Origin of the sequence: Desulfosediminicola flagellatus (assembly GCF_005116655.2) — a bacterium.
GTDB lineage: Bacteria > Desulfobacterota > Desulfobulbia > Desulfobulbales > Desulfocapsaceae > Desulfopila > Desulfopila flagellata.
On the sequence record NZ_CP050698.1, the window covers coordinates 6364394 to 6390043 of the forward strand.

Consider the following 25650-nt stretch of genomic DNA (forward strand, 5'->3'; position numbering starts at 1 on the left):
GAAATGCGGGCTATGAAGTATCGAAAGCTAGGAAAAACAGATCTGATCGTTTCTGAAATTGGAGTTGGCTGTTCCGGCTATTGGGGAAACAGGATGTTCCCAGAGGAAAGAGCCGAATCTGTAATTTCCATGGCTTTAGAGCATGGCGTTAATTTTTTTGACACCGGTCATAACTATTGTAGCTTTAATGCAGAACCCCGTCTGGGTCGAATATTGAAAAAAATTCTACCCTCACAAGACAGGTCCAAAATCGTTGTTTCAAGTAAAGCCGGTACAGTTATACCTTCAGCACCACTGTTTTCTCGTAATACGAGAAGCTCAAAAGACTTCTCACCAGATTATATAGAAAAAACATGTGCCAAATCAATTGCCAATCTTAATTGTGATTATCTGGATATATTTCAGTTGCATGGGGTTGAAGCTGCTCAGGTCACTGAGCCACTCGTTGAGCGACTGTTATCAATGAAACAGAGAGGGATGTTTCGCTATCTCGGTGTGAATACGCACTCGCAAGAAGACATGGTGTATGTCTCAACCAATGCCGATGTATTTGATATGGTTCTCATCGATTATAACGTGCTGCAGCTTGACCGGGAATCAATTATCAGTGATTTGAACCAGGCTGGGATAGGTGTAGTGGTGGGTACTGTCCTTGCTCAAGGACATTTAGTTAAAAAGAAAATAGGTTCTCTCAGAACTATGGCTGACCTATGGTATTTGGGACGAGCGGTAACTAAGCCGGCTAGTCGCCGCTATTTCCAAAAATCCAGGAAAATGAAGGCTGCTCTGATGTCTTCAGAGAGAATGAGTAATGCCCAGGCTGCATTTGCATATATTCTGGAGAATAGATCTATATCAAGTTGTGTGTTTGGTACCACTAACGTTCAAAACCTGCTTGAAATTATGGAGGTGACGAATTTGAAACTTGAAGAGGGCTGCAAGGCGGCCATTAGGACTGCGTTTAGTAAACTGTAGTATGACGGGATGCATTTTCAGGTCAGAAATTTTCAAGCGTGAACCGTAACCGCAGAAAGACTATCACAAGGAGAGTTGCATGTTGAAGCGTGTTTTTGATGTGGTCTTTTCATTGATTGCACTTCTATTGCTGGCAGGTCCAATGCTTATTATTGCTGCATGGATAAAGTGGTCATCTCCGGGACCTGTTATTTACTGGTCAGATCGGGTGGGTAAAGACAATGAACTATTTTCTATGCCGAAGTTCCGGACAATGCGTGTTGATGCACCTCAGATTGCATCTCATCTTCTTGAAAAGCCGAATGAAATTCTAACACCGGTAGGGAGTGTATTACGGAGATATAGCCTGGATGAACTCCCTCAGCTGTTTTCAATTATTAAGGGGGATATGAGTATTGTAGGCCCTCGACCAGCATTATATAATCAGCAGGACTTGATAGACCTCAGGACGCAACTAGGAATTCATGTTCTTCTCCCGGGCCTTACAGGCTGGGCACAGGTTAATGGCAGAGATGAATTGGCCATACCACTAAAGGTCCAATTTGACAGGTATTACCTTGAAAACCATTCATTGATGCTCGATATACTGATCTTAAAACAAACGTTTACTGTGGTCCTGGAGTACAGAGGAGTTCACCACTGAAAGTTGAGTAAATGAGTAAACCCCTTCTGAAAGAAAAATTTACACTATGGATAACACAAAAGCCCTATGATGAAATCTTCGGCTTAGGAGTTTATCGGACTGAACAGTTTCACCTCAAGTCAAGGAATTGTTAGAAAAATACGTACAGCCATAGAGTTAATATCGGGATCTTCGTTTACCTTTGAATATTGATATTCCAATTATAACGATGTGTTGAGGATGCAGTCTCAGCCCAGCACCCTCCTAGGAGGCTGTCCGAGAATAGGGATTTTGGTTAAAATCGAGACATTTTCAAAAAATAAGCACAGCCATATAGATGATATCGAAGTCTCACTTCGTTTGCTTATCTGCGAGCATTATTTTTTGAAAATTCCGAAGAGTTTGGGCAGATAGCGTAGACTTCGAAAGGCCATTGTCGGACTGCCTCCTGGGGCGGCCCATGTAATTATTTATACGGGTTCATCACAAGCACAGGACAGTGTGCATTCTTTAATACTCTCTCTGCCACACTGCCAAGCAGGATTCTTTCAAATCCGCGTTTTCCGTGGGTCCCGATGATGATCATATTGCCGTCTTCTCGTTTTGTATAGGCAAGAATCTCATCGACGATATCCCCGATAACAACTTCACTTGTACATTTTCGACACTTGGTGCTGGCTATAGTGACTATTTCACTGAGTGTTTTTTGTGCATTGTTTTTATGCGTGGTGTTCATGTCGTCATAGTTGGGGTTTCCCAAAGCCATTTCGCCCATCGTCATGAATTCAACGGCGTGAAAAAGTGCAACTTCTGCGTCAAATGGCTTGGCTATAGTCAATGCGTAATCCACGAGTTTTTGGGTGTTCTTGTTAAGGTCAACAGGTACGACGATCTTCTTAATATCCAGCATAACTCCTCCTGTTGTATGAGGTATTAGATACCTATGTTCTTTGTCAGGATGTGTGACGTGAGTTGTACACTGCTATACAAAAAGCCTATCAGGAAATCGTTGTGTAATAAAGTGCTTTTGTATGATCGTTTTCTATATGAGAAATGCGGATTAATTGCTAATGGCTTCAGAGGGGGAATAACTTTTCTCTTTTCTCGGAAGAGTGATATACAACCTGCCATGTTTAAAGTGCACCTTCAGGTTCTCGTGGTCTGCATCATCAGGGAGCGATAAGGCACGTTGAAAGGATCCGAATGATCGTTGAATGTGATAGAACTGTGTTTGTTGTTCCTCCTGTTCCTGTCGCTTTTCTCCTTTGATGACAAGGGTCTTGCGGGATACTTCTAATTCAATGCTCTCTCTCTGTACACCGGGAATATCCAGAGTTATAAGATATTCGGTGTTACTTGCTGAGATGTCTATGTACGGGCGTAATAAACCGGGATCAGTAAGCGGGGTGGCCGGGCGTTCAAGACTGAAAGACGACCAGAAGTGGTCATCAAGACCGCTGTCAAAAACCTGATCAATTTCCTCGTAGACACTGAGTTGCTTGAGTCTGGCAGCCGACTGCTCTTTCTTTTTCTTAAACCAATTCCATGGGGCGAGATTTTTAAACTCCATGATCTGTCTCCGAAACGTTAGAGTTCAGAACATCAGTTGACGGTTAATTTACTCAACACAATGATATTGAAATGTGCCTGTCACGTAGATGTGTCCAATCTTGATTGTAAGTCATAGATCCGGCATGGTCAATGAGCAGCGACTGATTATCTAAGGTTGTCAGGTGATTGACGATGTTTTTGATCATAAACTTCAGGTAATAGTTCCCCATGTTGTGGGAAATGACTGCATGCGAGGCTGGTCGAGAGTAGCCGTTTTCCCGAATTGTTGGGAATCTCATCTCAATAACGATCGCAGGTAAGCGTAGACTCCGAGGTCATGCATATGGCGGTGAGTATTTTATGGCAATGTCACAATTTCGAGCCAAATGCCCATTCTTAGATAGTCTCCTACGGAAAATAGTCAGGACTCAGTACGATTCATCTCAGATGAGAATTGGATATAGTGTAAATATTGCGTAATAATTCGTGTTCTTGGAAGAAAGTATGAGATCAGGGTTCATTTAAAGACCCTGATCTCGTAGGATTTATCTGCTTTTTCCGAGACATCGAAATGTACATCAATAAAATTTTGAATTGTTGAGATATTTGTAAGCGTATGGTTGCTGGGGCTGCCTGTTCTAAAGCACCCGGAACCGGCCAGTGCCATTGGAATCAAAAGTTGGTCGGCCAGGTAAGGGCCGACAGGGGCGCCGGTTTCGAGATAATGTCCGGCTTGTCGGGCAACCCGCATAGCAACCTTTTCTGCACTAACATTTTTCTCGCCAAAGCCGGTAAATGTTTCAGTTAACATCTTCGATTCAACAAAGATACTGACGACATTTCCCGGGCCGTAGGAATCGAGTTGGAGATTCTCAAGTTGATTATCGTTAAGGTGTAATTTCGATTGTATAGTTTGGAGTTCTCTGCGTCCTATATGTTCAGGGAGTTTTGAAGATACCGCCTGTGCAGTTGTAGTTGTCTCAGGTAAATCGAGCAATTCGATCGGCTTCAGCGTGGATGTTGGAGAGATGCTGAAGGCAACTTTGCCACCACCAGCAGGGAAGAAACCTGGACGAACAAGTTGAGCATCAACCTTTACACCCATACGGGCAATGAGGGGGAGGAAGGTACGCGTCAGAAAATCAAAGGGTGGTGCATGAGGGTTATGTGTACCTCCTTCAATAACAAGTTCTGTGGGTTTATCCGCCATGAGCAGCCCTGGCAGGATGGCTTGAAAAACAAGGGTGCAACTCCCGGCTGTGCCAATTGAAAACGAATAGTTTCCTCCGCGCAAAGCTTTCGGAATGAAAGAAAGCGTGGAGGAACCAATTGCGTCACCAGAGAGGTCAGCATCACCAATCTCAGCTGCAGCCCGAACAGCGGTAAGATGCTGCCGCATCAGTCCGGGCTTTTTCCGGCTGGCTCGAATGTTGGTAATTGAGAAGGGCTGCCCTGTCACTAAAGAGAGTCCAAGTGCTGTGCGAAGTATCTGGCCGCCACCTTCTCCTGTTGATCCGTCAAGGTGTATCATTATTTTCCTATGGTGTTGTCTCTTGTCTTGAGAGTATTCTTTCCGTCTCGAAAAGCTGTCTGATAACGTTGTATGACTTTCTACCCTTTTACAACTGCCAGAGGCTTCAGGCGTACAGCAATATCCACCAGATCCTGCTGGTTTTCCATTACCCGATCTATGTTTTTATATGCACTCGGAGCTTCATCAAGATCACGTTTTGAACGCATTCCATGGATTATCCCAAGCTCATCGAGACGTGATTGTTCCGCTTCGAGATCAAGAGTACGTTGTGCCTGTTTTCGACCCAGAACGCGCCCAGCTCCATGGCTGCAGGAAGAAAAGCTCTCAGGGTTACCTTTACCAACCACAATATAGCTGCTCGACCCCTGTGAACCAGGAATGATACCCATATCTCCAGTTCTTGCCCGAGTTGCACCTTTGCGATGCACAATCACATGTTCATTAAAATGGTTTTCAACGGCTGCATAGTTATGAGCAATATTAATCAGCGGTTCGTATTGAACTGATCCGACAACCTCTTCAATAGCCTGTTGTACCCTTTCCATCATAAGCTTTCTGTTGGCGAGAGCGAACTCGACACAAAATTGCATTTCAGCCAGATAGTTACTCGCTTCACTGGTGTTGAGCGGCAGAAATGCTAGATCCCATTTTCTTGGAACACTGGTTTTCCACCGTTCATTGAGCTTGATCGCAAGCTGATTATAATGACGGGCGATTTGTAGGCCTATGTTACGGCTTCCTGAATGGATAATAATCCAGATATGGTTATCATCACCGTGTTGGATTTCAATAAAGTGGTTTCCCCCGCCAAGGGTTCCAACCTGCTTCTTCGCAGCCTGATAGAGTTGCATGACTCGTGAGTTCTGAACATTTTCAAGTGGTGCCGTATCCGGCATGTAGGATTCATCCTGTGCTCGCTCGTGATGCTTGAACCCAACTGGAACACGGCCACGGATACCGCGCTTTTCTTTGGGCGATCCGAGTAGTGTTTTAAGGCTCTCTTTATCGATTTCGGTAAGTGATGTTCTCACGGCACACATTCCACATCCGATATCAACACCAACCGCGTTGGGGATAACAGCATCGGTGGTGGCAAGGACTCCGCCTATCGGCATCCCATATCCACAATGTGCATCAGGCATTATAGCAACATGTTTGTAGATAAATGGCAGGTTTGCCAGGTTGCGGGCCTGGGACAATGCTTCAGCATCAATGTCATTAAGCCACATTTTTATGGGTTTTGTTTCAGTACTTATAACACTTTTCATTCCGCAATTTCCTTATTTCCTATTTCCGCTGTTCCTGTTGAACGACAATGATGATTCGCGTTGCAGGACCTAATTGCCACTGTTGGGTGTAGATGTTGAATTTTGCAACGTATAAAGCCTAAAGCAGTTGCTGTGCCACTATACGCGAAAATATCAAGAAAAATGCGTAACATGCCGAATGTGTGATGTTGTGTGTGGGTGATGCATGGTTTGTGCACAGTTGATATGGAGACGAGAATTTGAAAATTATATATTATGGTATACTGATATATAAAATATTCTACATCGAGGGCAGCAATGGCAAAAATAGTTGTGATTGGTTTATTGGGTTCAACTCTGGATAATGCAGGCTGGAACCACAGGCGATGGGAGCGATGGCGACCATCTGTTTCGATTTGTCAGCATGAAGAACTGCTTATTGATCGCTATGAATTCCTCTATCAAAAAGAATTTTCAAGACTTCTGGATTTAACCTGTGAGGACATTCGGCGGGTGTCGCCTGAGACTGAGATCATTACCCATGAAATTTCACTGGATAATCCATGGGATTTTGAAGAGGTATTTGGTTTGCTTCATGATTTTTCAACTGGTTATGATTTCGATATAGATAACGAGTACCTGGTTCATATTTCAACGGGTACCCATGTTGCCCAGATTTGTTTATTTCTGCTTACAGAAGCACGATATTTCCCAGGCCGTCTCATACAGAGTGGGCCGGGTAGAGGGCGTGCAAGCCTTTCATCAGGAACCTATTCAATCATCGATCTCGATCTCTCTCGATACGACCGAATTGCAACTCGCTTCCAGCAAGAACAAATTGACGATATATCATTTTTAAAATCCGGAATAGAGACGAGAAATGAAGCTTTTAACCAGTTAATTGAACGGATAGAAAAAGTAGCGACAAATTCTGTTGATCCAATGCTTCTGGCAGGCCCAACGGGTGCAGGTAAGTCACGCCTTGCAAAACGTATTTATGAACTCAAGAAAAGTCGTAACAGAATAAATGGAGATTTTGTCGAAGTAAATTGTGCCACTCTTCGTGGTGAAAATGCGATGGCCACACTTTTTGGCCATACAAAAGGAGCTTTTACCGGGGCTGTCAGCGAAAGACCCGGGCTTCTTAAAACTGCAGATCATGGTTTACTCTTTCTGGATGAAATCGGAGAACTCGGACTTGATGAACAGGCTATGTTGCTGCATGCTATTGAAGAGAAAAGCTTTTTGCCGGTAGGTGCAGATAGGCCAACGAACAGCGATTTCCAATTAATCTGCGGATCCAATAGAAATCTGAGGCTTGAGTGTACAGAAGGTAGGTTCAGAGAAGATTTATTAGCACGCATCAATCTCTGGACCTTTGAATTGCCAGGCCTCGGTGACAGACCGGAAGATATCGAGCCAAACTTTGACTATGAACTTGAACGTTTTGGCACGAGAGTCGGTAACCGTGTAACTATCAATAAGGAAGCCCGAGAGAAGTTTCTGAATTTTGCTGTTTCACCACAGGCGGTGTGGAATGCTAATTTTCGAGATCTAGGCGGCGCGGTAACGCGAATGGCAACTTTAGCTCCAGAAGGGAGAATTACTGTTAACGAGGTCAGGGAAGAGATCACGAGATTGCAAACTGGATGGAATGACACTTTAGAAGTCACAAGGAGTGGTCAAATGTTGAAAGACATACTTGGTGAACATAAAGTCGCCCAGCTTGATCTCTTTGATCGTGTGACGCTTGAAAATGTGGTGCAGATAAGCAGGTCATCATCAAGTCTGGCGGAAGCAGGGCGGAAACTCTTCAATATTTCTCGCGAGAAAAAGAGAACTGTTAATGATTCTGATAGATTGCGGAAATATCTTGCTAGGTTTGATATGGAGTGGAATACATTGTGAGGCGTTTTAGGCTATGGAAATGCCTTCTATGAGTTTGGTGTTTCAATATGCTTGGGGTCTGTCCCCGATTAAGCTAAACAACTGGATTTGTTCGATCATGGGGCATTGAGAAATGTGGTGCAATCCTGTAAGTTATCGAAAAAATTGGCTGATGCTGGTCGGAAACTCTTTAATGCTCTACGTAAAAAGAAGAAAACCGGGAATGATTCTGGTCGGTTGCGAAAGTACTTGACAAAGATAGTATGGGATAGAGTGGTCAGATGTTTGTGAGTGATGGTAACTCGTTTTACTGTTACTAATTATGCTTGAATTAACAAAAGGAATGTTTGCTTTTTTATTATAAAAAAGCCCGCTGATACGTTTAGATCAACGGGCTCATTTTGAAAGGAAAAGCAATCGGTTTATTTTCTTTTTCTTCTGCTTATACCAGCGAGGCCAGCAAGGCCAGCGCCGAAGAGCAACATAGTTGTGGGCTCTGGCACTGGGCTGATATCATCACCGCTTGAGGTAAAGCGGATTGTGTTTAGATTATTCTGGTAAAAGTTAAAATCCCAAGATGTAATTAATGTTGGATTATTATAGTCATAATTGGGCGTAGCACTAATTCTATCTTCGTTGTTGTAATTTAGGCCTAATGTTTCATCTGTAAGCCACAGTCTATCAGGGTTTGGGTTTATATTTTTAACGTAAATTCCGAACACAGATCCTCCAACAGATCCTGGGGTAATAGTCGTTTCTGCACCGAGTGGCGCATCTGCCCCGAATATTGTTACAAAATTAGTTGCCGTTCCACCTGAGAAAAGAAATGTACCAATTTCCAGTGTCCCTGGATCTAAGTTAATATCAAGCAATTCTACTTCCCACTCAGAAGTGTCAGAATCAAACATCCAGTAATTGAGGTCAAATCCTGATGCTATTGCTGACCCTGTAAAAAGAACCAGTCCTGCTGCAGCTGTTAAGGCACTTGTCAAAATTGTCTTTTTCATATTTCTTCCCCTATGAGTGTTTTCTTATTTGCTACTATTAAACAGTGAGGTTCTGAATGGTGAAACTAACTGTTTAATTGTCACTAAGTTGTAAGTTGTGTGCTATACGAAGATCCGTACAGTTTCTAAGGTCACTGCAAAGTAGATGCCAGGAAGGTAATGATGGCTAATATGGGGAAGAAAACCTGACTAATTGTATGTATGTGTTTGATTGTTAATAGGAACTATACTTAGATGATAATCTGATGTTAGTTGGATGTGTTAGAAATTTGAATTGTTTTAGACAGAAATATCATTAAGACGGAAATAAAATTCGATTAACCGGAAAAAATTCTGATAAGATTTGGTAGTAAAATGGGTTTAGAATAATGCTGGATTTTCAAGTCTTCATGGCATTTTACCTTTCTGCTTGGCAGATAGTAAGAACATTAATGGCCTGAATTACCTTGAATGAAAGAAATAGAAGTTCGAAGTTTTTTTATTTATCTATTTAGATGGTTAGTGTTGTTATGTTCAGTTTTCAGGAAGAATATTGGAAAGAATAGCATGGAGGTTCCTTCTGGACGGAAAAGGGGCAGATTTATTTATTATTGTAGTACATCCTGTTTTTCGGTAAAAAATAAATTATGAGAAGACAATCAAAAATAATACTTCCAAACACCCCTCTCCATATCATGTAGCACGGCCATAATCGTCAGGTCGTTTTCGCCTCAGATAATGATTTCCTCTATTACTAAGAGAATCTGATAGAATTTAAGCAGCAATTTGGTTATGAGGTGTCTGTGTATTGTTTGATGATGAATCATGTTCACCTTGCGATCAATCCCTGTGAGAATCCTGAAGCATTATCCTCGTTGATGAAACGGGCTGCAGTGCGTCAGACTCGTTATACAAATGCAATGGGAAAGCGATCAGGGAGTCTGTGGGAAGGTCGGTATCAGTCGAGTATTATTTTAAATGAGGAATACCTGCTGACCTGCTGTCGATATATTGAGTGAGCTGAACCCATTCATTGTGTGCGGTGATGTTTGAGGAAGCATAACCAGGGATAGACCCAATTGATTATATGAATGCACCGAGCATAAACCCCACATAAAGGAACTAGTTCCCTATCAAAATAATATCCGGATTCCAATCAAGCCAGCCTGGTTCTGCGGAATCATGAAGAGCGAAGTGAGTGCCAGGTGCGATACCTAAACCTGCCTCGCTATTATTTGGCGTAGCCAGGGAAATTCCTCCCTTCAGGATGGAATCTACGGAACCGGTTGCCAATGTCATGCCGGTGAGCAGACCGCCTTTCACCTTAACTCCACTGATATTCCAGAATTTGGTGTTTTCCCGGATTATCGGTGCATATTTAGGTTCGATTATACAAAACACATACACCTGTTGAAAGGATGGTGACAATTCAAAGCCGGTTACCTCGCCAACCTGCATCTCCCGATAATAAAGGGGGGAGCCTACGCTGAGTGAGCTGAGGTGTGTGCTTTCGAGAATAAGAGGTAATCCTTCTTTTTGGTTGTATGGTGTTTGAGGTTTGGAATCCAGCCCTGTGAATTCGAATGTTGGTTTTCCTGCGCCTGGCAGAAAGGTGAGGTATGAACCAAAAATTACGGTATCAAGATTGTTAACCCCGGAGAGTGAAACCTCAGGCTCTACCTGCCAGATACGAGTGGTGCTCTTAAAGAGCGGAACGATACTGTTCTCAACCCTGAAAGTGACGGATACCGATTCCATTTCCTGATTGAACGAAATCCCAGTAACTTTTCCTGCAGTAATTCCTTTATAACGAACTGCTGATCCAACCCTCAGATTACCGGCTGATTTGAAGGTGACTTTTATGAGTCTATCTTCAGCATGTAAGGCTTGATCTATATTTGTATATAAAGGCAATGGTGATTTTGGGCTGATTTGCTTGCTGTCCGGGCTTGTTATACATGCAATCCCGCCTTTTAAAATGGCTTCAAGAGAACCCAGTTGTACGTTTATTCCATCAAGTCCTCCGGATACTTCAACTCCGCTCATGGAGTAGAATTTGGTCGATGAATTGAGAAGTTTTCTATGTTCCCTGGCAATAAAACAATCTACCAGCACAGATTGCTGATCAGGCGAAAAGGTTAAGCCGGTAACATGGCCTATTTTTAACTTTCGGTGCAATATTGGGGTGCCGACATTGATCCCTGCAGGTTCTTTTGTTTGCAGTTGAAATTCAATACCTTGAGGTTGTAACGCTTTGCTCGTGGTACTTGCCTGGTCATAATCTTTATATAACGGGAAGATATGATCATTTTTAACAAGAATATCCGATGTTTTCGTGTATGTTTTTTTAGGAGTAGTAAAAACTATACCACCAGAAAGCATGCGCGCGAGTGGCCCGGTTGAAACCTTTAAGCCGGACATATCTGCTGAAACCTTTATGCCGGTTTGTATCCAGAATATACTCTGTAAGGTTACGAGGTGTTGATATGGCGCATAGACAAATATCGTTGTCAGGACATCAGTGGAATCCGGAGCCAAACCAACATCAAGCACTTCACCTACCTGAATTTCCTTGAAGTATACCGGTGCTCCTGCTCTCAGGCTGACACCATTTTCTGATCGAAGCTGCAGGTATGAGCCTGGCCTAAGTGGTTCCTGCGGTGGCGGCTCCTGCAGCATTGAAAAATGATTAGTAAATTCACCGTCACCTGGCCGGAAGGTAATGTGTGAGCCGGTGAGTAATGTTCTCAGATTATCTACACCTGCAGGCGTGATAGCTGGTTTAACCAGCCAGAAGACGGTGTTCTTCTTAAGAATCAGCTCAGCTCTGGGATCAAGGAGGATGCGAGCCGTTACTGTCTTACGCTCATCATCATTAATCATGATTTCCTTTACAAAACCCGCCTCAATTCCGCGATACATGAGTTTTGTCGAGCCTTCGACAATGCCTGCTCCGGATGCCAGTTGCAGCGTCATGGGGATGCCGAAACTTGCGTCCTCAAAGTCTTTGTAGAGTTGGAATGTCTGGCCATTTTCCGCTGCAGGACCACTGTTCAGCTCTTTAGGCGTATGAATCAGAATTCCACCTCTGAGCAGTGATGAGAGTGATTCAAGCTTAAGTTTCAAGTCCGGGAGTTTGCCTGAAACTGTCAGACCACTGGCATTAAAAAAACGGCTTGTAGTTCTCACAAGACCTGCATACTTCTCATCAATATGGATATCGATGAGTATCGAGTTATCCGGGGTAAGACTGTAGTTTTGGACAGAGCCTATCTCAATGTTTTTGAAATAAATTCCTGTTTCTTTCTGGACAGAACCAAGTTCTTCCGCCTTAAGCTGCAGATGCAGGCCCGGAGCATCTGCGGCAATCGGGGGAGCTGATGCGATCGCAGTGTATGTTCTTTGCTTAACACCGGAGCTGCCTGCCCTGATGCCGATATAACTGCCGGTAATAATAGTCTCCAGTCCTTGAATACTACTCGCGGATATTTCAGGTCGAACAATCCAGAAAAGTGTGTCGGAGACCAGATGCGGTTCAAGGCTTTTGTCCATCAGGATAGTTGCTTTAACCCTGTTGTTTGCGATATCCGGTTCAAGTGCTTTGACGAGTCCGACCGGGATACCTTTAGACATTACCTGTGTCTTGCTTTCTGTAATGCCTCCTGCATCATCAAAATAGATGGTTATCTCAATTCCGGCATTTCGTATTGATTCAATAAAAAGCCAGCCGCAGATGAACAGGGCGAGAATCGGAAGGGTCCATATAACAGATATGCCGCGTGAGCGACGTATATTTGGGGAAGGTGCGGATTGTGTAGGATTAGTCATGAGATCACAAAACGTTAAAGCGGGTTAAGGGGTGTCGTTCTCTTTTTTTTCAGGATAGCAGGTATCCCACATAATGCGAGGGTCGAATGTGTTTGCTGCAAGCATTGTTGCTGCAACAACTATACAGAAAAAGGTGGCTGCCGGAGCAACCTGAATGGTTGTGAAAAAGCCGAAATCTACGAGAGATATGAGTAGGGCGATAACAAATATGTCCAACATCGACCATCTGCCGATAAAGGTAATGACCCGAAACATCGCAGTTTTCTGTCGAAGAAAATGAGAAAATCTGAAAGATGTCGTACAGGTGAGAATGGTGAGGCCGATAATCTTAAAAAGAGGAACCAGGATGGAGGCGATGAGTATAATGAGGCCGATCAGGTAGGAACCGTCTTCAAGAAAAAGCAAAATACCATCAAGTATTGTTGCTTTGTCGCTTACACCAAGGAATTTTACATCCATTATCGGCAGTATATTAGCTGGAATAAACAGCACAGCAGAGGTTAGCGTGAGAGCGAGTGTTCGTGAAATGCTTCCGGGTTTTCGAAGATGTAGATGTTCACCACAGCGATCGCAATGTGATGGTGGCATTGCTGTTACTTTGTCGAGTGGTGCAAGTTTGTTACATGTCAGGCAACTGGCATAGCCAGCTGTTGCTGCGGTATGTTTACAGGAATGCACTGAGGAGGATAAAGATGAATTATCGATTTTCCCAGGTGAATCCTGAGTGGATTGTTCGAGTAACTCCCAAAACAGGGCTTTGTCCATCACCACTGAAATCCCCAGGGCAATAAAGACCAGCACTATAAAAGCGAAAAAGCCGATATTGTATATAATGTCAGCACCATCGGCCATTTTGAAAATAGTTACCAGGATTCCGAAAAGGTACACCTCAACCATTGCCCATTCTTCAAGATGAATATAATAGCGGAAAATTCTAGCGGTGCGTGCCGAGGCCTTACCACGTTTGAGCTGCAAGGCAATTGTCACAACCATGCCGAGGAGGCAGAGAGGCATGAAAGCAGCTGACATGAGGGTCATTGCTGATACGAAATAATAACCACTTTCATAAAAATGGATGATCGTATCAAGTACATTCGCCTGCTCGCTCATGCCGAGTTTTTTTAAGGTAATGAGAGGCAGAAAGATCGCAGGGACATAGAGCAGTAGCCCGGTGATAGCTAGGGCAAGGGTCTTTTCCAATGAGCCAGAATGATTACGACGTATAACACAACCGCATCTGGGACAGGACGTTGTATGATTCGGTGGCGCGAGCACGTTTTGCAATAGAAGATCGCATTGTGGACAGGCGCTTAGGTTATTGGTTTGAATACCGTTCATTACTCTGTAGAGTGGTGTGTAATTGAGGTTTATAGATAACTTTTTGTATGAAAACTAGTATAGTAAGCGGGTTGAAATGTTTTGTCATATTAAAAGCGTTGATTGTTAATCAGATAACTCAGCAAGCATTACACAATATTACGGCAGGTGAAGTTCAGATCTTTCAAAAAAACATGGAGCGTAATATGGAAGCATCACATCTTTATATTCTCTGGACAAATGATAACCCGGTCACCGCCGAAAAAATGGTTTTTATGTACGCCATAAACTCCATGCGGCGTGAATGGTGGCAGGAGGTGACGGTTATCATCTGGGGTGCCACACCAGCCCTGGTCGCTGAAAATCCAGAAATACAGGCTATACTAAAAGAGGCGCAGGATGCAGGAGTCCATCTTACGGCATGTAAAGCCTGCGCAGACCAACTCGGTGTAACAGCAACGCTTGAGGAGTTGGGTATTGCCGTAGAGTATTGGGGGCAGCCGCTAACAGAGCTTTTAAAGAACGATGAGAAGCTTTTGACGATCTGATGAGGATTTCTCGTCAATAAAATAGCAATTTAATGTTTTTAATAACAGATATTTAGCTGCGTGTTTGCTTGTGAGATGTTAAATCCACCAGCTTTTTTAATCTCGCGAATGTGTTGTCGCCAAAACAGGCAAAAATTACCTGTCTGATCGGGCTGCTCGCTGAAACCTGAATAACTTCATTGACGGCTATTTTGCATGCTTTGTCGATCGGAAAGCCATAAACTCCGCAGCTTATTGCCGGAAATGCTATTGAGGTAATAGCATTTTCCTCAGCCAGTTTCAGGCTGTTGCGATAGCACGATGCAAGCAATGCTTCTTCGTTACTACCACCGCCACGCCAGATTGGTCCGACCGTATGGATAACGTATTTGGCCGGAAGGTTGTAGCCAGCTGTTATCTTGGCTTCTCCCGTCAGGCAACCATGCAGATTGCGGCATTCGGCCAGAAGGTCCGGCCCTGCGGCTCTGTGAATTGCTCCATCCACGCCACCGCCACCAAGAAGAGTAGTGTTAGCTGCATTCACTATGGCATCAACTTCGAGCCGGGTAATGTCAGTTTTTACAACCTGTATATCTACCATTTTTTCTCCATTTCAAACCTGTAGCAATATACGAGGTGAAATTTAGATTATCTTCACAGATATGCGGAATAGTAATGTGATTATACTACCTACTGGTGGTATTTTTATACGTTTTTGTTAGAAGTGCAAGAAATGCACAAAGAAATTGAGCTCCTATCATAAAGGTGGTGCGCTGGTAGAGAGGTTGTGCTAATGATAACAATAACGACTAACCTTTTTTGAAAGGTCATCTAACACCTCAAATGTATTATGACTAATTTGGTTCAAATTCTTACTGCCAATGAAGATTGGTTGATGGAACGTGTGCTTATGTATGCCAGAAGATCTGGTTTTACGGCATATACTTCTACACTTCTTGAAGCATGGCGACTGTCTGTTGCCGGTTTGTCCTCCTCAATTATAGATGAGTTTGAGATACGTTCAAAACCGCCGGCAATTATTGCTGATGAGGATATTACCAAATATGAAGTGGCCCGGTTCGGAATAAATGAAGCGAAAATACACCGTGAGCGAGGGATCAGCCTTTCATCCTTCTTTGGAATGTTCAAATATTATAGGCAGGCATACCTTGATCTTCTTCGCACCAAGATAAGGGAACTTGAAGACCCTGACCAGAGTCTGCTGTTTGTTGGCAGAGTATTCGATATTATTGAAGCAAGTATCTGTGTGGAGTGGGCTGGTGGCGGTGAAGATCAGATTGTGAACAGGCTGCAGAAAAAAAATCGTGAGATGACAAATGAGAAGAATAAATATCTCACAATATTTGAAAGTCTGCCTAACCCGGTGTTTCTCCTCTCGGCGAAAGGCACAATAGATAATATGAATCTGGCTGCAGCCAAATTGCTGGATAAAAGAAGCGTGGCTGGCGGACACTATTATTCGCCACTAAGTAAAGATCTGCAGAATACAATTAAGGATAAGCAGATAGGCGATTTGTTGCCCTGGCTGACTGTTGAACTACAGGAATTTATTGCACAGGGTAGTGTCGAGAGGGTGTTTGAAAAGAGTATACAGATTGAGGGTGATTTACGTGTTTTTAGGGTGAAAATCTCTCAAATGCTTGATGTTAGCTCCAAGTTTAATGGGCTAGTTCTCATTCTGGAAGATATTACCTCGCTTAAAAAGGCGCAGGATGAGGTGAAAACTCTCGAAGGTTTTATCCCAATTTGCAGTCATTGTAAGAAAATGCGGGATGATGAGGGGTATTGGAGTAGACTTGAGGAATTTATTGAAAGCCGATCCGATGCACTGTTCAGCCATAGTATCTGTGATGATTGTGTGAAAATGCATTACCACCATATTGATCTCTAAAGGATCGAGGTAAGATAGTGGGGTGCTTTTTGTTAAAAAGGGATGATCAATAAAAAAATCAGTCCTGTTGTAGGAATGTGATGCCAAACATCATACGAATACATTCTGTGTATGTAATTTAAGGAGTAAGGAGTGTCGTGTTGATGCCAATTGTCCTTATTGCTGATGATGAAGATATTTGTCTGACTCTGACAACCAGGATGCTGGAACAGTTAGATGTAGGCGTATTATGTGCTCATAGTGGTGCTGAGGCTGTGCAACTGTATAAAAAACATCACGAGGCGATTGTTTTGGTAATGCTGGATATTCAGATGCCTGTCATGGATGGTGTTGAAACTTTTCGCCGTTTGAAACAGTTACAAAAGGATGTCTTTGTTGTCTTTGCATCCGGTAATGTTAATACAAAGAAACGGCAGCTGATAGATCCTCTTAATCCTGCAGGATATTTAACTAAGCCTCTTTTCCCAAAAGAACTCTCATACTACCTCAATCAGGCTATTGAACATAAAAGAAAATCTGATTCTTTATCTTTTAGGAAAGAGGACTGATGGTTTAATCCTATTGGTAAAATGAGATACATAAAGATTTCGTAACTACTTACAGGGTAATCGACTTGGTTTTCTAAACCTCTGTATTTTTAACTGCTTGCAGGGTGCCGAAGATTTTCGCAAGCAGGTTGGTGAAGCGTATATGTCATACGTAAACCAGACTGCTCGCGGAAAGATTTGGTGCCCTGTGAGCAGTTACAAGATTTCAAGAGTTCTTCAGCGTATCTGGTTACATGTTTTACTCAGTGAGTTCCTTGATATTTCGAAATAATTCCAAAGCGTCAGGGTTAGCAAGAGAATTACTGTTTTTCACTTCACGATTGTGAACCACCTGGCTTACAGCGAGTTCGACGATTTTTCCTGATTTGGTACGCGGGATTTCTGCAACCTGAATCACCTTTGCCGGAACATGCCTTGGGCTGCATTTTTTACGTATAGTGTCACGGATTGTAGTAATAAGCTCAGGCGTAAGTTCTGCCTCTTCTTTAAGAACGACAAAGAGGACAATACGGGTATCTCTTTCCCATTCCTGACCTATGACGATAGCCTCCACGACCTCATCAAGTTGCTCTACGTGGCGATATATCTCAGCAGTGCCGATCCTGACTCCTCCAGGGTTTAATGTGGCGTCTGAGCGGCCATAGATAACCATACCTCCATTTTCTGTTAGCTTTACATAGTCTCCATGATGCCAGACATTGGGGTAGGTAGTGAAATAGGCGCTGTGGTATTTTTTTCCGTCTGGATCATTCCAGAAGTATACCGGTTGTGCGGGAAAGGTCTGGGTGCAGACAAGCTCTCCTTTTTCTTCAGTAACAGCTTGTCCATCCGCGTTGAACACCCTTGTGGCCATGGCGAGCCCCCTGCACTGGCATTCTCCCCTATATACAGGCAGAATTGGGCAGCCCTGAATAAAACAGGAAATAATATCAGTGCCACCAGATATAGATGAGAGGCACACATCACGTTTTATCATCTCATATACATAGTCAAACCCCTCCGGGGACAGAACTGAACCGGTTGAACAGATGGTTCTGAGTTTGGGGAGAGGAAACGTTTTGATCGGGGCCATCCCCTGTTTTTTCATGGTGTCGATGTATTTTGCTGATGTTCCGAAGAGTGTCATTCCGATATCTTCAGCATATTGCCAAAGTACATCATTAGCAGGATAAAACGGGGAGCCGTCATAAAGCACCACAGTGGCGTTGGAAGCAAGTGCAGTGACCAGCCAGTTCCACATCATCCAGCCGCAAGTGGTGAAGTAAAAGACCTTATCATTCGGCCTGATATCACAATGTAACTGATGTTCTTTGAGGTGTTGCAACAGTACTCCGCCGATTTTATGTGTTATGCATTTGGGTTTTCCTGTGGTTCCTGATGAGTAGAGGATATAGAGAGGATCATTGAAGCTCATAGGGGTAAATTTCAGCTCATTCCCGGCATACTCATCTACAATGTCCTGCCAGCCAATCTGCGGAGTCATTTTGCTGCTGTGGATGAGTGGGATTGTTACTGTATGATGTATAGTGGGGAGCTCGTTTTGAATCTGTTCTACTCTTGCAGTAAGGTCTATGGTTTTGCCGTTGTAATAATATCCGTCTGCGCAAAACATAACTTTGGGTTCGGTTTGTCCGAATCTGTCTATAACACTTTCATAACCAAAATCAGGAGAGGTAGACGTCCATACCCCGCCAACACTTGCTGTTGCCAGCATGGCAATAATAGTTTCGGGCATATTGGGCAGATAACCGGCAACCCTGTCACCAGGCTGTAGTCCTGTGGTTTTGAGCCAGGCGGCTACCGCGCTCACCTGTTGATAAACGTCTTTAAAGCTCAGGCTATATTCAATCGTATCTTCACTTTTGAAATGGATTGCTGGGGCGTCGTCTCTTCTGCGTAGGAGATTTTCCGCAAAATTTACGCGTGCATCCGGAAACCATTGAGCATGCTCAATATCTTCACCATTAACGAGAATACGCTCACCTTTATCGCCGATAACCTCGCAAAAATCCCAGAGAAGATCCCAAAAAGTCGAGGAGTCTGATACAGACCAATCATAAAGAGCATGGTAATCCGGGTGGTGGATGGATGTTCTTTGGGCAACATATTCAATAAACTCCTGGATACGCGTACTCTTTATATGCTGTTTCTGAGGGGTCCAGAGAGGGGTGGACTGTGCCATTAAAGCCTCCTGATAAGGTCTGGTTAAGACGAGCTTGAAGGAAGGTGTTGTGCAATTAGTCTAACACAACCAAAGAGATAGGTTAAGTTTGCGGGTCGGGTTTTTGCTCAATTTTTTCGTTCTTGTCATTTAATCCCCAGAAATTATTCTGTTCTTCTGCTTTTATGAGGATGGATCGCTCAACAAACAGGGTATACACACTATCTTCATCGCGGCCGAATTGATACGGGGCAATTCCTTCAGTATATTTCTCACGTTCACGCAGCAGGGCTTCCGAGGCTTTTCGGTAATTTACCCATTTTTCTTCGGGTAGCCAGATTCGTTCAACACCCTTTAAGATTACAATCAAGCCACCGCATATCCCTATGAGTATATCCCGTTTACCGGAAGCGTCATCAAACAAGGGGAGAAATCCTACTAAGGAACCAAGAAAAATTATGACAATTCCTATAGCTTGAAAGAACTTTTTGTTAACGTTGGCCCTGTTGCAGTACCACTCTGCCTGGTAACGGGTTCTCTGGTCGTATTGATCGGCTCTCTCGATACGTTTATCTGTTAACTCGCGACTCATATTATTAGCCTGTGGTGTTTAAAGCCTCCTGGGGGCCGTCCGAGAATGCCCTCTCGACGTCTGCGCTTATCTACCCGAATTCTTCGATTTTAGAAAAAATGTCTATTCTCGGACACCCTCCTCGCCTCAGAAACTCATGAGATATTGAGGATAGGAAGTGCAGTTTTATATTTCACCTGTTTTAGCGCGATACTTGAACGGAGGTTCGCGACATTTGGTGTGCCTGCCAACTTGTCAGTGATAAATGTCTGTAATGATTTAAGGTCTTTTGCTACCACACGCAAGAGATAATCAGAAGTTCCGGTCATCAGATAGCACTCCATAACTTCAGGAAAACGTTCGATTATTTCTTCGAAAATACGGAGGTCACTTTCCACCTGTCGCTCAAGCCGGACCTCGATAAACACACTGACATCCCAGCCAAGCTTTTCAGGGTCGAGCAGAGTGGTGTAGCTTTTAATAATTCCGTTTTTCTCAAGTTCCCGTACTCTTCGAAGGCATGGTGCAGGAGAGAGGTTAACGGACTCCGCCAGGGAAACATTGGTTATTCTGGCGTCTTTCTGCAGCCGGCTAAGGATGCGCAGATCAAGATCGTCCAAAGAATTGTCTTTGCTATTGTTGCTCATAATCCTCGAATTAGTGTTGAATGTTGCTTTATAGTCGCATAATACAATGTATAAAGCAATGTTTATCGTCTGAGATTCCGTTATATTACTATCTGTTAATACTATCAAAAACACCCTGTACAATTCTCAATTGAGGAGACCGACTATGGCCCATAAACCACTGTCTCAGGAACAGATACCAGCATTCAGGCCTGATAGTGATGCAGATGAGACTCAGGACTGGATCGAGAGTCTGGCAGAAGTCATTGAACGCGATGGCCTTGGCAGGGCGGAATACCTGACGGATCGTCTTATCGAGTATGGCAGGCGAGCCGGTGGCCGGTTTCATACCAGGCATACAACGCCGTACCGCAACACGATCCCTGTTGCAGAACAACCACCATATCCCGGTGATCTTGATCTTGAGGCACGTATTACGGCGATCCATCGCTGGAATGCGCTGATGATGGTTATGCGGGCAAATACGTCACATGCGGAATTGGGTGGTCATATAGCCACCTACGCTTCAATTGCCGATCTGTTTGAGGTTGGATTTCATCATTTCTTTCGGGCTCAGAGTGAAAAACATCCTGGTGATCTCGTTTACTTCCAGCCACATGCTGCGCCTGGCATTTATGCCCGTGCTTTTCTTGAGGGGCGATTAGCCGAACAGAACCTTATCTATTATCGGCGGGAAGTAAGCGGCGGGATTGGTGCAGGCCTCTCATCGTATCCACATCCGACACTGATGCCGGATTTCTGGCAATTTCCCACGGGTTCTATGGGGTTGGGTTTACTTTCTGCTATTTATCAGGCGCGATTTCAGCGGTATTTACTGCACCGCGATCTACTTGATGCATCAGATCGAAAAATCTGGGCCTTTGTCGGAGATGGCGAGATGGATGAGCCTGAATCGCTCGCGGGGATATCGCTTGCGGCCCGGGAACAGCTCGATAATCTTATTCTCGTTGTTAACTGCAACCTGCAGCGTCTCGATGGCCCGGTTCGTGGAAATGGTAACATCGTTCAGGAACTCGAAACCCTTTTTGCAGGTGCGGGCTGGAATGTTATTAAATGTTTATGGGGTTCCAATTGGGATGTTCTTTTTGCCCGCGATACGGAGGGCTGGATATTAAAGCGAATGGCTGAGGCAGTTGACGGTGAATTCCAAAAACTTTCAGCGACTGACGGCCATTATAACCGTGAGCAGTTCTTCTCAAAATATCCTGAGCTCGCAAGTCTTGTGGCAAACATGTCAGATCAGGATATCGATGCACTCATCCGTGGCGGTCATGACCCTATAAAAATCTACGCTGCATATGCAAATGCTGCAGCTCATACGGGGCAACCGACGGTAATCTTGGCGCAGACCACAAAAGGCTATGGTATGGGGGCTGCAGGACAGGGTGTAAATAGCTCTCATCAGACCAAGAAACTCTCTGTTGATGGCTTAAAAGAATTTCGGGATAGATTTGATCTGCCGTTAAATGATACTCAGGTTGAAGCGTTACAGTTTTTGCATCCGGGAGAAGAGAGTGCAGAGATTCGTTATTTGAAAGGTAAGCGTGAAGATTTGCATGGTTATATTCCGCGACGTCGCAGAAAATCTCAATCACTTTCAGCTGCCAAGCCGGATCTGTTCAACTCCTTCCATACTGATACAGGTACGCGGGAAATTAGTTCGACCATGGTGGCAGTGCGCTTAATGACTAAACTTATGCGCGATAGTGAATTGGGGCCGAGGATTGTGCCTATTATCTCGGATGAAGCCCGCACATTCGGTATGCAGGATATGTTTCGTCAGTTTGGCATATATTCACCTTGGGGGCAGAACTATATTCCTCAGGATGCTGATCAACTTGCATATTATCGTGAAGATATTAACGGGCAGATACTCGAAGAAGGTATCACCGAAGCAGGGTCACTCTGTTCATGGATAGCTGCAGGAACTTCGTATTCTCATAGCGATCAGCCGATGATCCCTTGCTACATATTTTACTCAATGTTTGGTTTTCAGCGAGTAGCCGATCTTATCTGGAATGCTGCTGACTGTAAAACAAAAGGCTTTCTGTTGGGGGCCACTGCCGGCCGTACGACGCTGTCCGGAGAGGGATTACAACACGAAGATGGTCAGAGCCATGTGTATGCGGCAACTGTCCCCACCTGTCATGCCTATGATCCTGCCTTTGGTTATGAAGTTGCGGTTATCATGGAAGAGGGAATTCGGCAGATGATGAGTGAGGAAGAGACAGGTTTTTATTACCTGACACTCTATACCGAAAACTACCCGCATCCGCCGCTGCCAACAGGAGCCGAAGAAGGAATTATCCGCGGTATATATAAACTGCGATCTGCTGGCTCAGATGAAAAAAACCTACGTGTTCAGTTGCTTGGAAGTGGCTCTGTTATGCAGCAGGTATTTGCTGCAGCAAGTCTCCTTGATGAGAATTTTAATGTGACTGCAGATATCTGGTCTGTCACAAGTTTTGGTGAATTGCGAAAAGATGCTATGCATTGCGATCGCTGGAACCTTCTTCATCCTGAACTGGAGCCTCAGGTTCCCTATCTCACAAGTCAACTTATCGATACGGATGGGCCGGTAATTGCCGCGACAGACTATGTGCGGGCATATCCTGAGCTTATTCGTGCATGGGTTCCGAACCGCTACAAGGTGCTTGGTACTGATGGCTTCGGTCGCTCCGACACCCGTGCTGCATTACGGGACTTTTTCGAAATAGATGGCCGCTATATTGCCCTGCAGGCCTTAACGAGTCTGGTTGAAGAGGGTTCTCTGGAACGCGCTGTATTATCCGAAGCGATCGCCTTATTCAAACTTGATACCAACAAACCGAATCCTCTGGTCGATTAAGGGAGCAATCATGGGAAATATAATAGATTTGCTGGTACCTGATATCGGCGATTTTGCCGAAGTACCCGTCGTGGAAATCATGGTGCAGTTGGGTGAGGTACTGACACCCGATACTGCGGTGGTAACGCTTGAGTCAGATAAAGCCAGTATGGAGGTTCCCGCGGAGGTTACAGGGGTTGTTACGGAGATTCTGGTTGCAGAAGGTGATCTGGTCTCAGAGGGGAGTTTGCTGCTTCGTTATGAAAAGGGTGAAGGACTGAGGGGAGAGGACTCGGTTGTAGAACCTGATAAGATATTGAAACAGAAGATAGTCGAAGTTCAGGTGATTAAAGAACAGACCAATCCTTTGCAACAATCTGTTTCTGTTCAGCCCGAAAAAGAAAAAATGAGCATGAATCATGGTCCGGCCGGTCCTGCTGTTCGGCGTCTGGCGAGAGAACTTGGTGTAAAGCTTGCGGATGTGTCAGGATCGGGCCCAAAGGGCAGATTACAGAAAGAAGATATTCGTGCCTATGTAAAACGGGTTATGCAGAGTGGAGGACCGCAGAAAGCGAGTTATGAAGAGCCGATTATCGATTTTTCAGCCTTTGGCCCAATTGAAACATCTCCGCTTAGCCGTATTCAGCGAATCAGTGGGCCGCAGTTGGCAAAAAACTGGGCGGCTATTCCTCATGTGACGAGTTTTGATGAGGCTGACATAACGGAGATAGAAGCATTTCGCCGGGAACTCAATCAGGAACAGCCGGTAAAACTGACTCTGCTGCCTTTTATGATCAAGGCAGTGCAAAACACCCTGCAGGTCTTGCCACAGTTGAACAGTTCATTGCAGGGTGGGCAGCTCATTATAAAAAAATATTACCATATCGGTTTCGCAGTCGATACTCCCGGAGGTCTTCTTGTTCCGGTAATTCGTGATGTTGATAAAAAAGGACTTGTCCAGATTGCAACCGAAGTAAGTGAACTCGCATTACTGGCGCGGGAAGGCAAATTAAAGGCAGAGCATATGCAGGGGGGAACGTTTACTATTTCAAGCCTTGGAAGCGTTGGCGGCACGCATTTTACCCCGATAATCAATGCCCCTGAAGTTGCGATTCTCGCTTTAGGAAGGTCATCTATAAAACCGCAATGGAAAGGCAGTGAATTTATCCCCCGCCAGATTCTTCCTCTGTCATTAAGCTGGGATCATCGTGCACTTGATGGTGTGACTGCATCTCGATTTAATGTTCATTTATGCAGGGTACTGGCTGATTTTCGCAGGGTTGTTTTGTGATGTAATGCCTTGAGGAGATGGTCCATTCTATTTGAGGAGATTCATGCGGCGGGTTAAGTTGAATAGTACAATGTATGGTTAAGAATAATTTTTGACATCACAACAGTGGCTAAGCCATTTCTAAAAGAAAATTGATAGAGAAAGATCATGAAAGAGGATAGGGTAAGGGATACTACGTTTGAGCCTGGGACGGCCTATTACCCATAAGTCAAAACCTCAACCTTGCAGATTGCGTGGGATCTTTGAGAACGCGACAAAAAGGACTGTGGATAAAGGGCTTAGGACTGAGTAAATTGCATTGAGCATGCAATTAGCTTCTGAATTACTCAGTCCTATTACCTTCGGCCTAAGTCCTTAAGCCCGCTTCCAGTCTATGAAGAGTGGCGAAAAAACAACATATTTCGCAAAAGCTGAGAAGATATGGGTAATGGACAGCCTCCTGGTTGCCTTGTAACAGTTTCATTCGTAATATATCTCACGAATACTTTTGATTATAACGCATTTCGGTAAATGAACGGTTGCCGTTTAACGAGGACCCCTATGAATTCTGAGGCTACAGTGTTGCCCCGTTACAGTTTCTACGAAGAGTTGGCCAATAGTATAACCCATGGTGTCGGTTTGCTTCTGGCTATTGCCGGACTGGGTGTTCTCACCGCTTTTGCCAGTGTCTTCGGGACAGTATGGCACATCGTTTCGTGTAGTATTTATGCCGGGACGATGATTATGCTCTATATGGCATCTACGCTCTATCACTCTATCCCTTGGGAAAAAGCAAAAGCGGTATTCAGGATTCTCGATCATTCCTCAATCTTTTTATTGATCGCCGGAACCTATACCCCATTTACTCTGGTGAGTTTGCGAGGGCCCTGGGGTTGGTGGCTTTTTGGTACCATCTGGGGGTTGGCCGTGGTCGGAATTCTGATGGAGATTTTCCTGCCTAAAAATTTGCGATTTGTCACCATAGGGTTCTATGTGGCGATGGGCTGGACTATTGTCGTGGCTATAAAACCGATGCTGGCAGTGGTTGCACCAGGTGGTTTGATGCTGCTTTTGGCCGGTGGCCTCTGTTATACTCTGGGAGTTCCGTTTTACATTAAGAAGTCCATACCGTTTAACCATGCTATCTGGCATCTATTTGTACTTGCCGGTACCATTTTTCAATTTTTCTCAATATTGCTGTATGTAATTCCTGTTTTTTCGAACTAGTGTCATGTGCCAG

General features: G+C 44.2%; 21 protein-coding genes. 10 read left to right on the forward strand and 11 right to left on the reverse strand.

All coding sequences use genetic code 11. The annotated features are described in order from the left end of the window. Positions 1-12: 12 nt before the first annotated feature. The gene (locus FCL46_RS26340) at positions 13-975 is read left to right on the forward strand and encodes an aldo/keto reductase (protein ID WP_167505951.1); all 963 of its coding nucleotides are present in this window, start codon (positions 13-15) and stop codon (positions 973-975) included. An 82-nt stretch (positions 976-1057) separates the two neighbouring features. Beyond that, positions 1058-1618 carry a sugar transferase gene (locus FCL46_RS26345; protein ID WP_136808811.1) on the forward strand — a complete coding sequence of 187 codons (561 nt, stop codon included), beginning with the start codon at positions 1058-1060 and terminating at the stop codon, positions 1616-1618. A gap of 445 nt (positions 1619-2063) precedes the next feature. On the opposite strand, the gene FCL46_RS26350 is transcribed toward FCL46_RS26345, so the two are convergent. The 4 genes from FCL46_RS26350 to FCL46_RS26365 all read right to left on the reverse strand — a co-directional run bounded on the left by FCL46_RS26350 (position 2064) and on the right by FCL46_RS26365 (position 5950). After that, positions 2064-2507 carry a universal stress protein gene (locus tag FCL46_RS26350; protein WP_136808679.1) on the reverse strand — a complete coding sequence of 148 codons (444 nt, stop codon included), beginning with the start codon at positions 2505-2507 and terminating at the stop codon, positions 2064-2066. Between the two features lie 150 nt (positions 2508-2657). After that, positions 2658-3167, reverse strand: coding sequence for an Hsp20/alpha crystallin family protein (locus tag FCL46_RS26355; RefSeq protein WP_136808678.1), 510 nt, complete (start codon positions 3165-3167; stop codon positions 2658-2660). Between the two features lie 498 nt (positions 3168-3665). Beyond that, positions 3666-4679 carry an RNA 3'-terminal phosphate cyclase gene (gene rtcA / locus FCL46_RS26360; RefSeq protein WP_136808677.1) on the reverse strand — a complete coding sequence of 338 codons (1014 nt, stop codon included), beginning with the start codon at positions 4677-4679 and terminating at the stop codon, positions 3666-3668. An 80-nt stretch (positions 4680-4759) separates the two neighbouring features. Next, complete coding sequence (locus FCL46_RS26365; RefSeq protein WP_136808676.1) at positions 4760-5950, reverse strand: RtcB family protein; 1191 nt, start codon at positions 5948-5950, stop codon at positions 4760-4762. Positions 5951-6247: 297 nt separating this feature from the next. Here FCL46_RS26365 and rtcR point away from each other — a divergent pair, with 297 nt between their 5' ends. Further along, positions 6248-7837 (forward strand): RNA repair transcriptional activator RtcR, encoded by a 1590-nt coding sequence (rtcR, locus tag FCL46_RS26370; RefSeq protein ID WP_136808675.1) that lies wholly within the window; start codon positions 6248-6250, stop codon positions 7835-7837. Positions 7838-8238: 401 nt separating this feature from the next. On the opposite strand, the gene FCL46_RS26375 is transcribed toward rtcR, so the two are convergent. Beyond that, entirely contained in the window at positions 8239-8823 is a 585-nt protein-coding gene (locus FCL46_RS26375) for a PEP-CTERM sorting domain-containing protein (protein ID WP_136808674.1), read from the reverse strand. 746 nt (positions 8824-9569) lie between these two features. Here FCL46_RS26375 and FCL46_RS29000 point away from each other — a divergent pair. After that, entirely contained in the window at positions 9570-9821 is a 252-nt protein-coding gene (locus FCL46_RS29000) for a transposase (RefSeq protein WP_420811298.1), read from the forward strand. Positions 9822-9924: 103 nt separating this feature from the next. Here the strand turns inward: FCL46_RS29000 and FCL46_RS26385 are convergent, their stop codons facing one another. Beyond that, positions 9925-12630, reverse strand: coding sequence for an MlaD family protein (locus FCL46_RS26385; protein WP_136808672.1), 2706 nt, complete (start codon positions 12628-12630; stop codon positions 9925-9927). Positions 12631-12654: 24 nt separating this feature from the next. After that, positions 12655-13968, reverse strand: coding sequence for a paraquat-inducible protein A (locus FCL46_RS26390; protein ID WP_136808671.1), 1314 nt, complete (start codon positions 13966-13968; stop codon positions 12655-12657). Positions 13969-14015: 47 nt separating this feature from the next. On the opposite strand from FCL46_RS26390, the gene FCL46_RS26395 reads away from it, so the two are divergent. Then, on the forward strand, positions 14016-14495 hold the full coding sequence (locus FCL46_RS26395; RefSeq protein ID WP_228723286.1) for a DsrE family protein: 480 nt from the start codon (positions 14016-14018) through the stop codon (positions 14493-14495). A 52-nt stretch (positions 14496-14547) separates the two neighbouring features. Here the strand turns inward: FCL46_RS26395 and FCL46_RS26400 are convergent, their stop codons facing one another. Continuing rightward, a complete protein-coding gene (locus FCL46_RS26400) occupies positions 14548-15075 on the reverse strand; it encodes an O-acetyl-ADP-ribose deacetylase (RefSeq protein ID WP_136808670.1) in 528 nt (175 codons plus the stop codon). A gap of 294 nt (positions 15076-15369) precedes the next feature. Between FCL46_RS26400 and FCL46_RS26405 the strand changes: the two genes are divergently transcribed. Together FCL46_RS26405 and FCL46_RS26410 are read left to right on the forward strand one after the other, a co-directional pair. Then, on the forward strand, positions 15370-16386 hold the full coding sequence (locus FCL46_RS26405; RefSeq protein WP_136808669.1) for a nitrogen regulation protein NR(II): 1017 nt from the start codon (positions 15370-15372) through the stop codon (positions 16384-16386). A gap of 143 nt (positions 16387-16529) precedes the next feature. Beyond that, the gene (locus FCL46_RS26410) at positions 16530-16934 is read left to right on the forward strand and encodes a response regulator (RefSeq protein ID WP_136808668.1); all 405 of its coding nucleotides are present in this window, start codon (positions 16530-16532) and stop codon (positions 16932-16934) included. A gap of 238 nt (positions 16935-17172) precedes the next feature. On the opposite strand, the gene FCL46_RS26415 is transcribed toward FCL46_RS26410, so the two are convergent. From FCL46_RS26415 to FCL46_RS26425, 3 genes are all read right to left on the reverse strand, one after another. Next, positions 17173-19116 carry an acetoacetate--CoA ligase gene (locus FCL46_RS26415; protein ID WP_136808667.1) on the reverse strand — a complete coding sequence of 648 codons (1944 nt, stop codon included), beginning with the start codon at positions 19114-19116 and terminating at the stop codon, positions 17173-17175. Between the two features lie 82 nt (positions 19117-19198). Beyond that, entirely contained in the window at positions 19199-19687 is a 489-nt protein-coding gene (locus tag FCL46_RS26420) for a DUF4231 domain-containing protein (protein ID WP_136808666.1), read from the reverse strand. A 134-nt stretch (positions 19688-19821) separates the two neighbouring features. Further along, positions 19822-20313, reverse strand: a complete 492-nt coding sequence (locus FCL46_RS26425) for an Lrp/AsnC family transcriptional regulator (RefSeq protein WP_136808665.1) — start codon at positions 20311-20313, stop codon at positions 19822-19824. A 145-nt stretch (positions 20314-20458) separates the two neighbouring features. On the opposite strand from FCL46_RS26425, the gene aceE reads away from it, so the two are divergent. The 3 genes from aceE (at position 20459) to trhA (ending at position 25637) form a co-directional block, all read left to right on the forward strand. Then, positions 20459-23161 carry a pyruvate dehydrogenase (acetyl-transferring), homodimeric type gene (gene aceE, locus FCL46_RS26430; protein ID WP_136808664.1) on the forward strand — a complete coding sequence of 901 codons (2703 nt, stop codon included), beginning with the start codon at positions 20459-20461 and terminating at the stop codon, positions 23159-23161. Positions 23162-23171: 10 nt separating this feature from the next. Further along, positions 23172-24431 carry a 2-oxo acid dehydrogenase subunit E2 gene (locus FCL46_RS26435; protein ID WP_136808663.1) on the forward strand — a complete coding sequence of 420 codons (1260 nt, stop codon included), beginning with the start codon at positions 23172-23174 and terminating at the stop codon, positions 24429-24431. A 540-nt stretch (positions 24432-24971) separates the two neighbouring features. Further along, positions 24972-25637: a PAQR family membrane homeostasis protein TrhA gene (trhA, locus tag FCL46_RS26440; RefSeq protein ID WP_136808662.1), complete on the forward strand. Its 666-nt coding sequence runs from the start codon at positions 24972-24974 to the stop codon at positions 25635-25637. Positions 25638-25650: the final 13 nt, after the last annotated feature.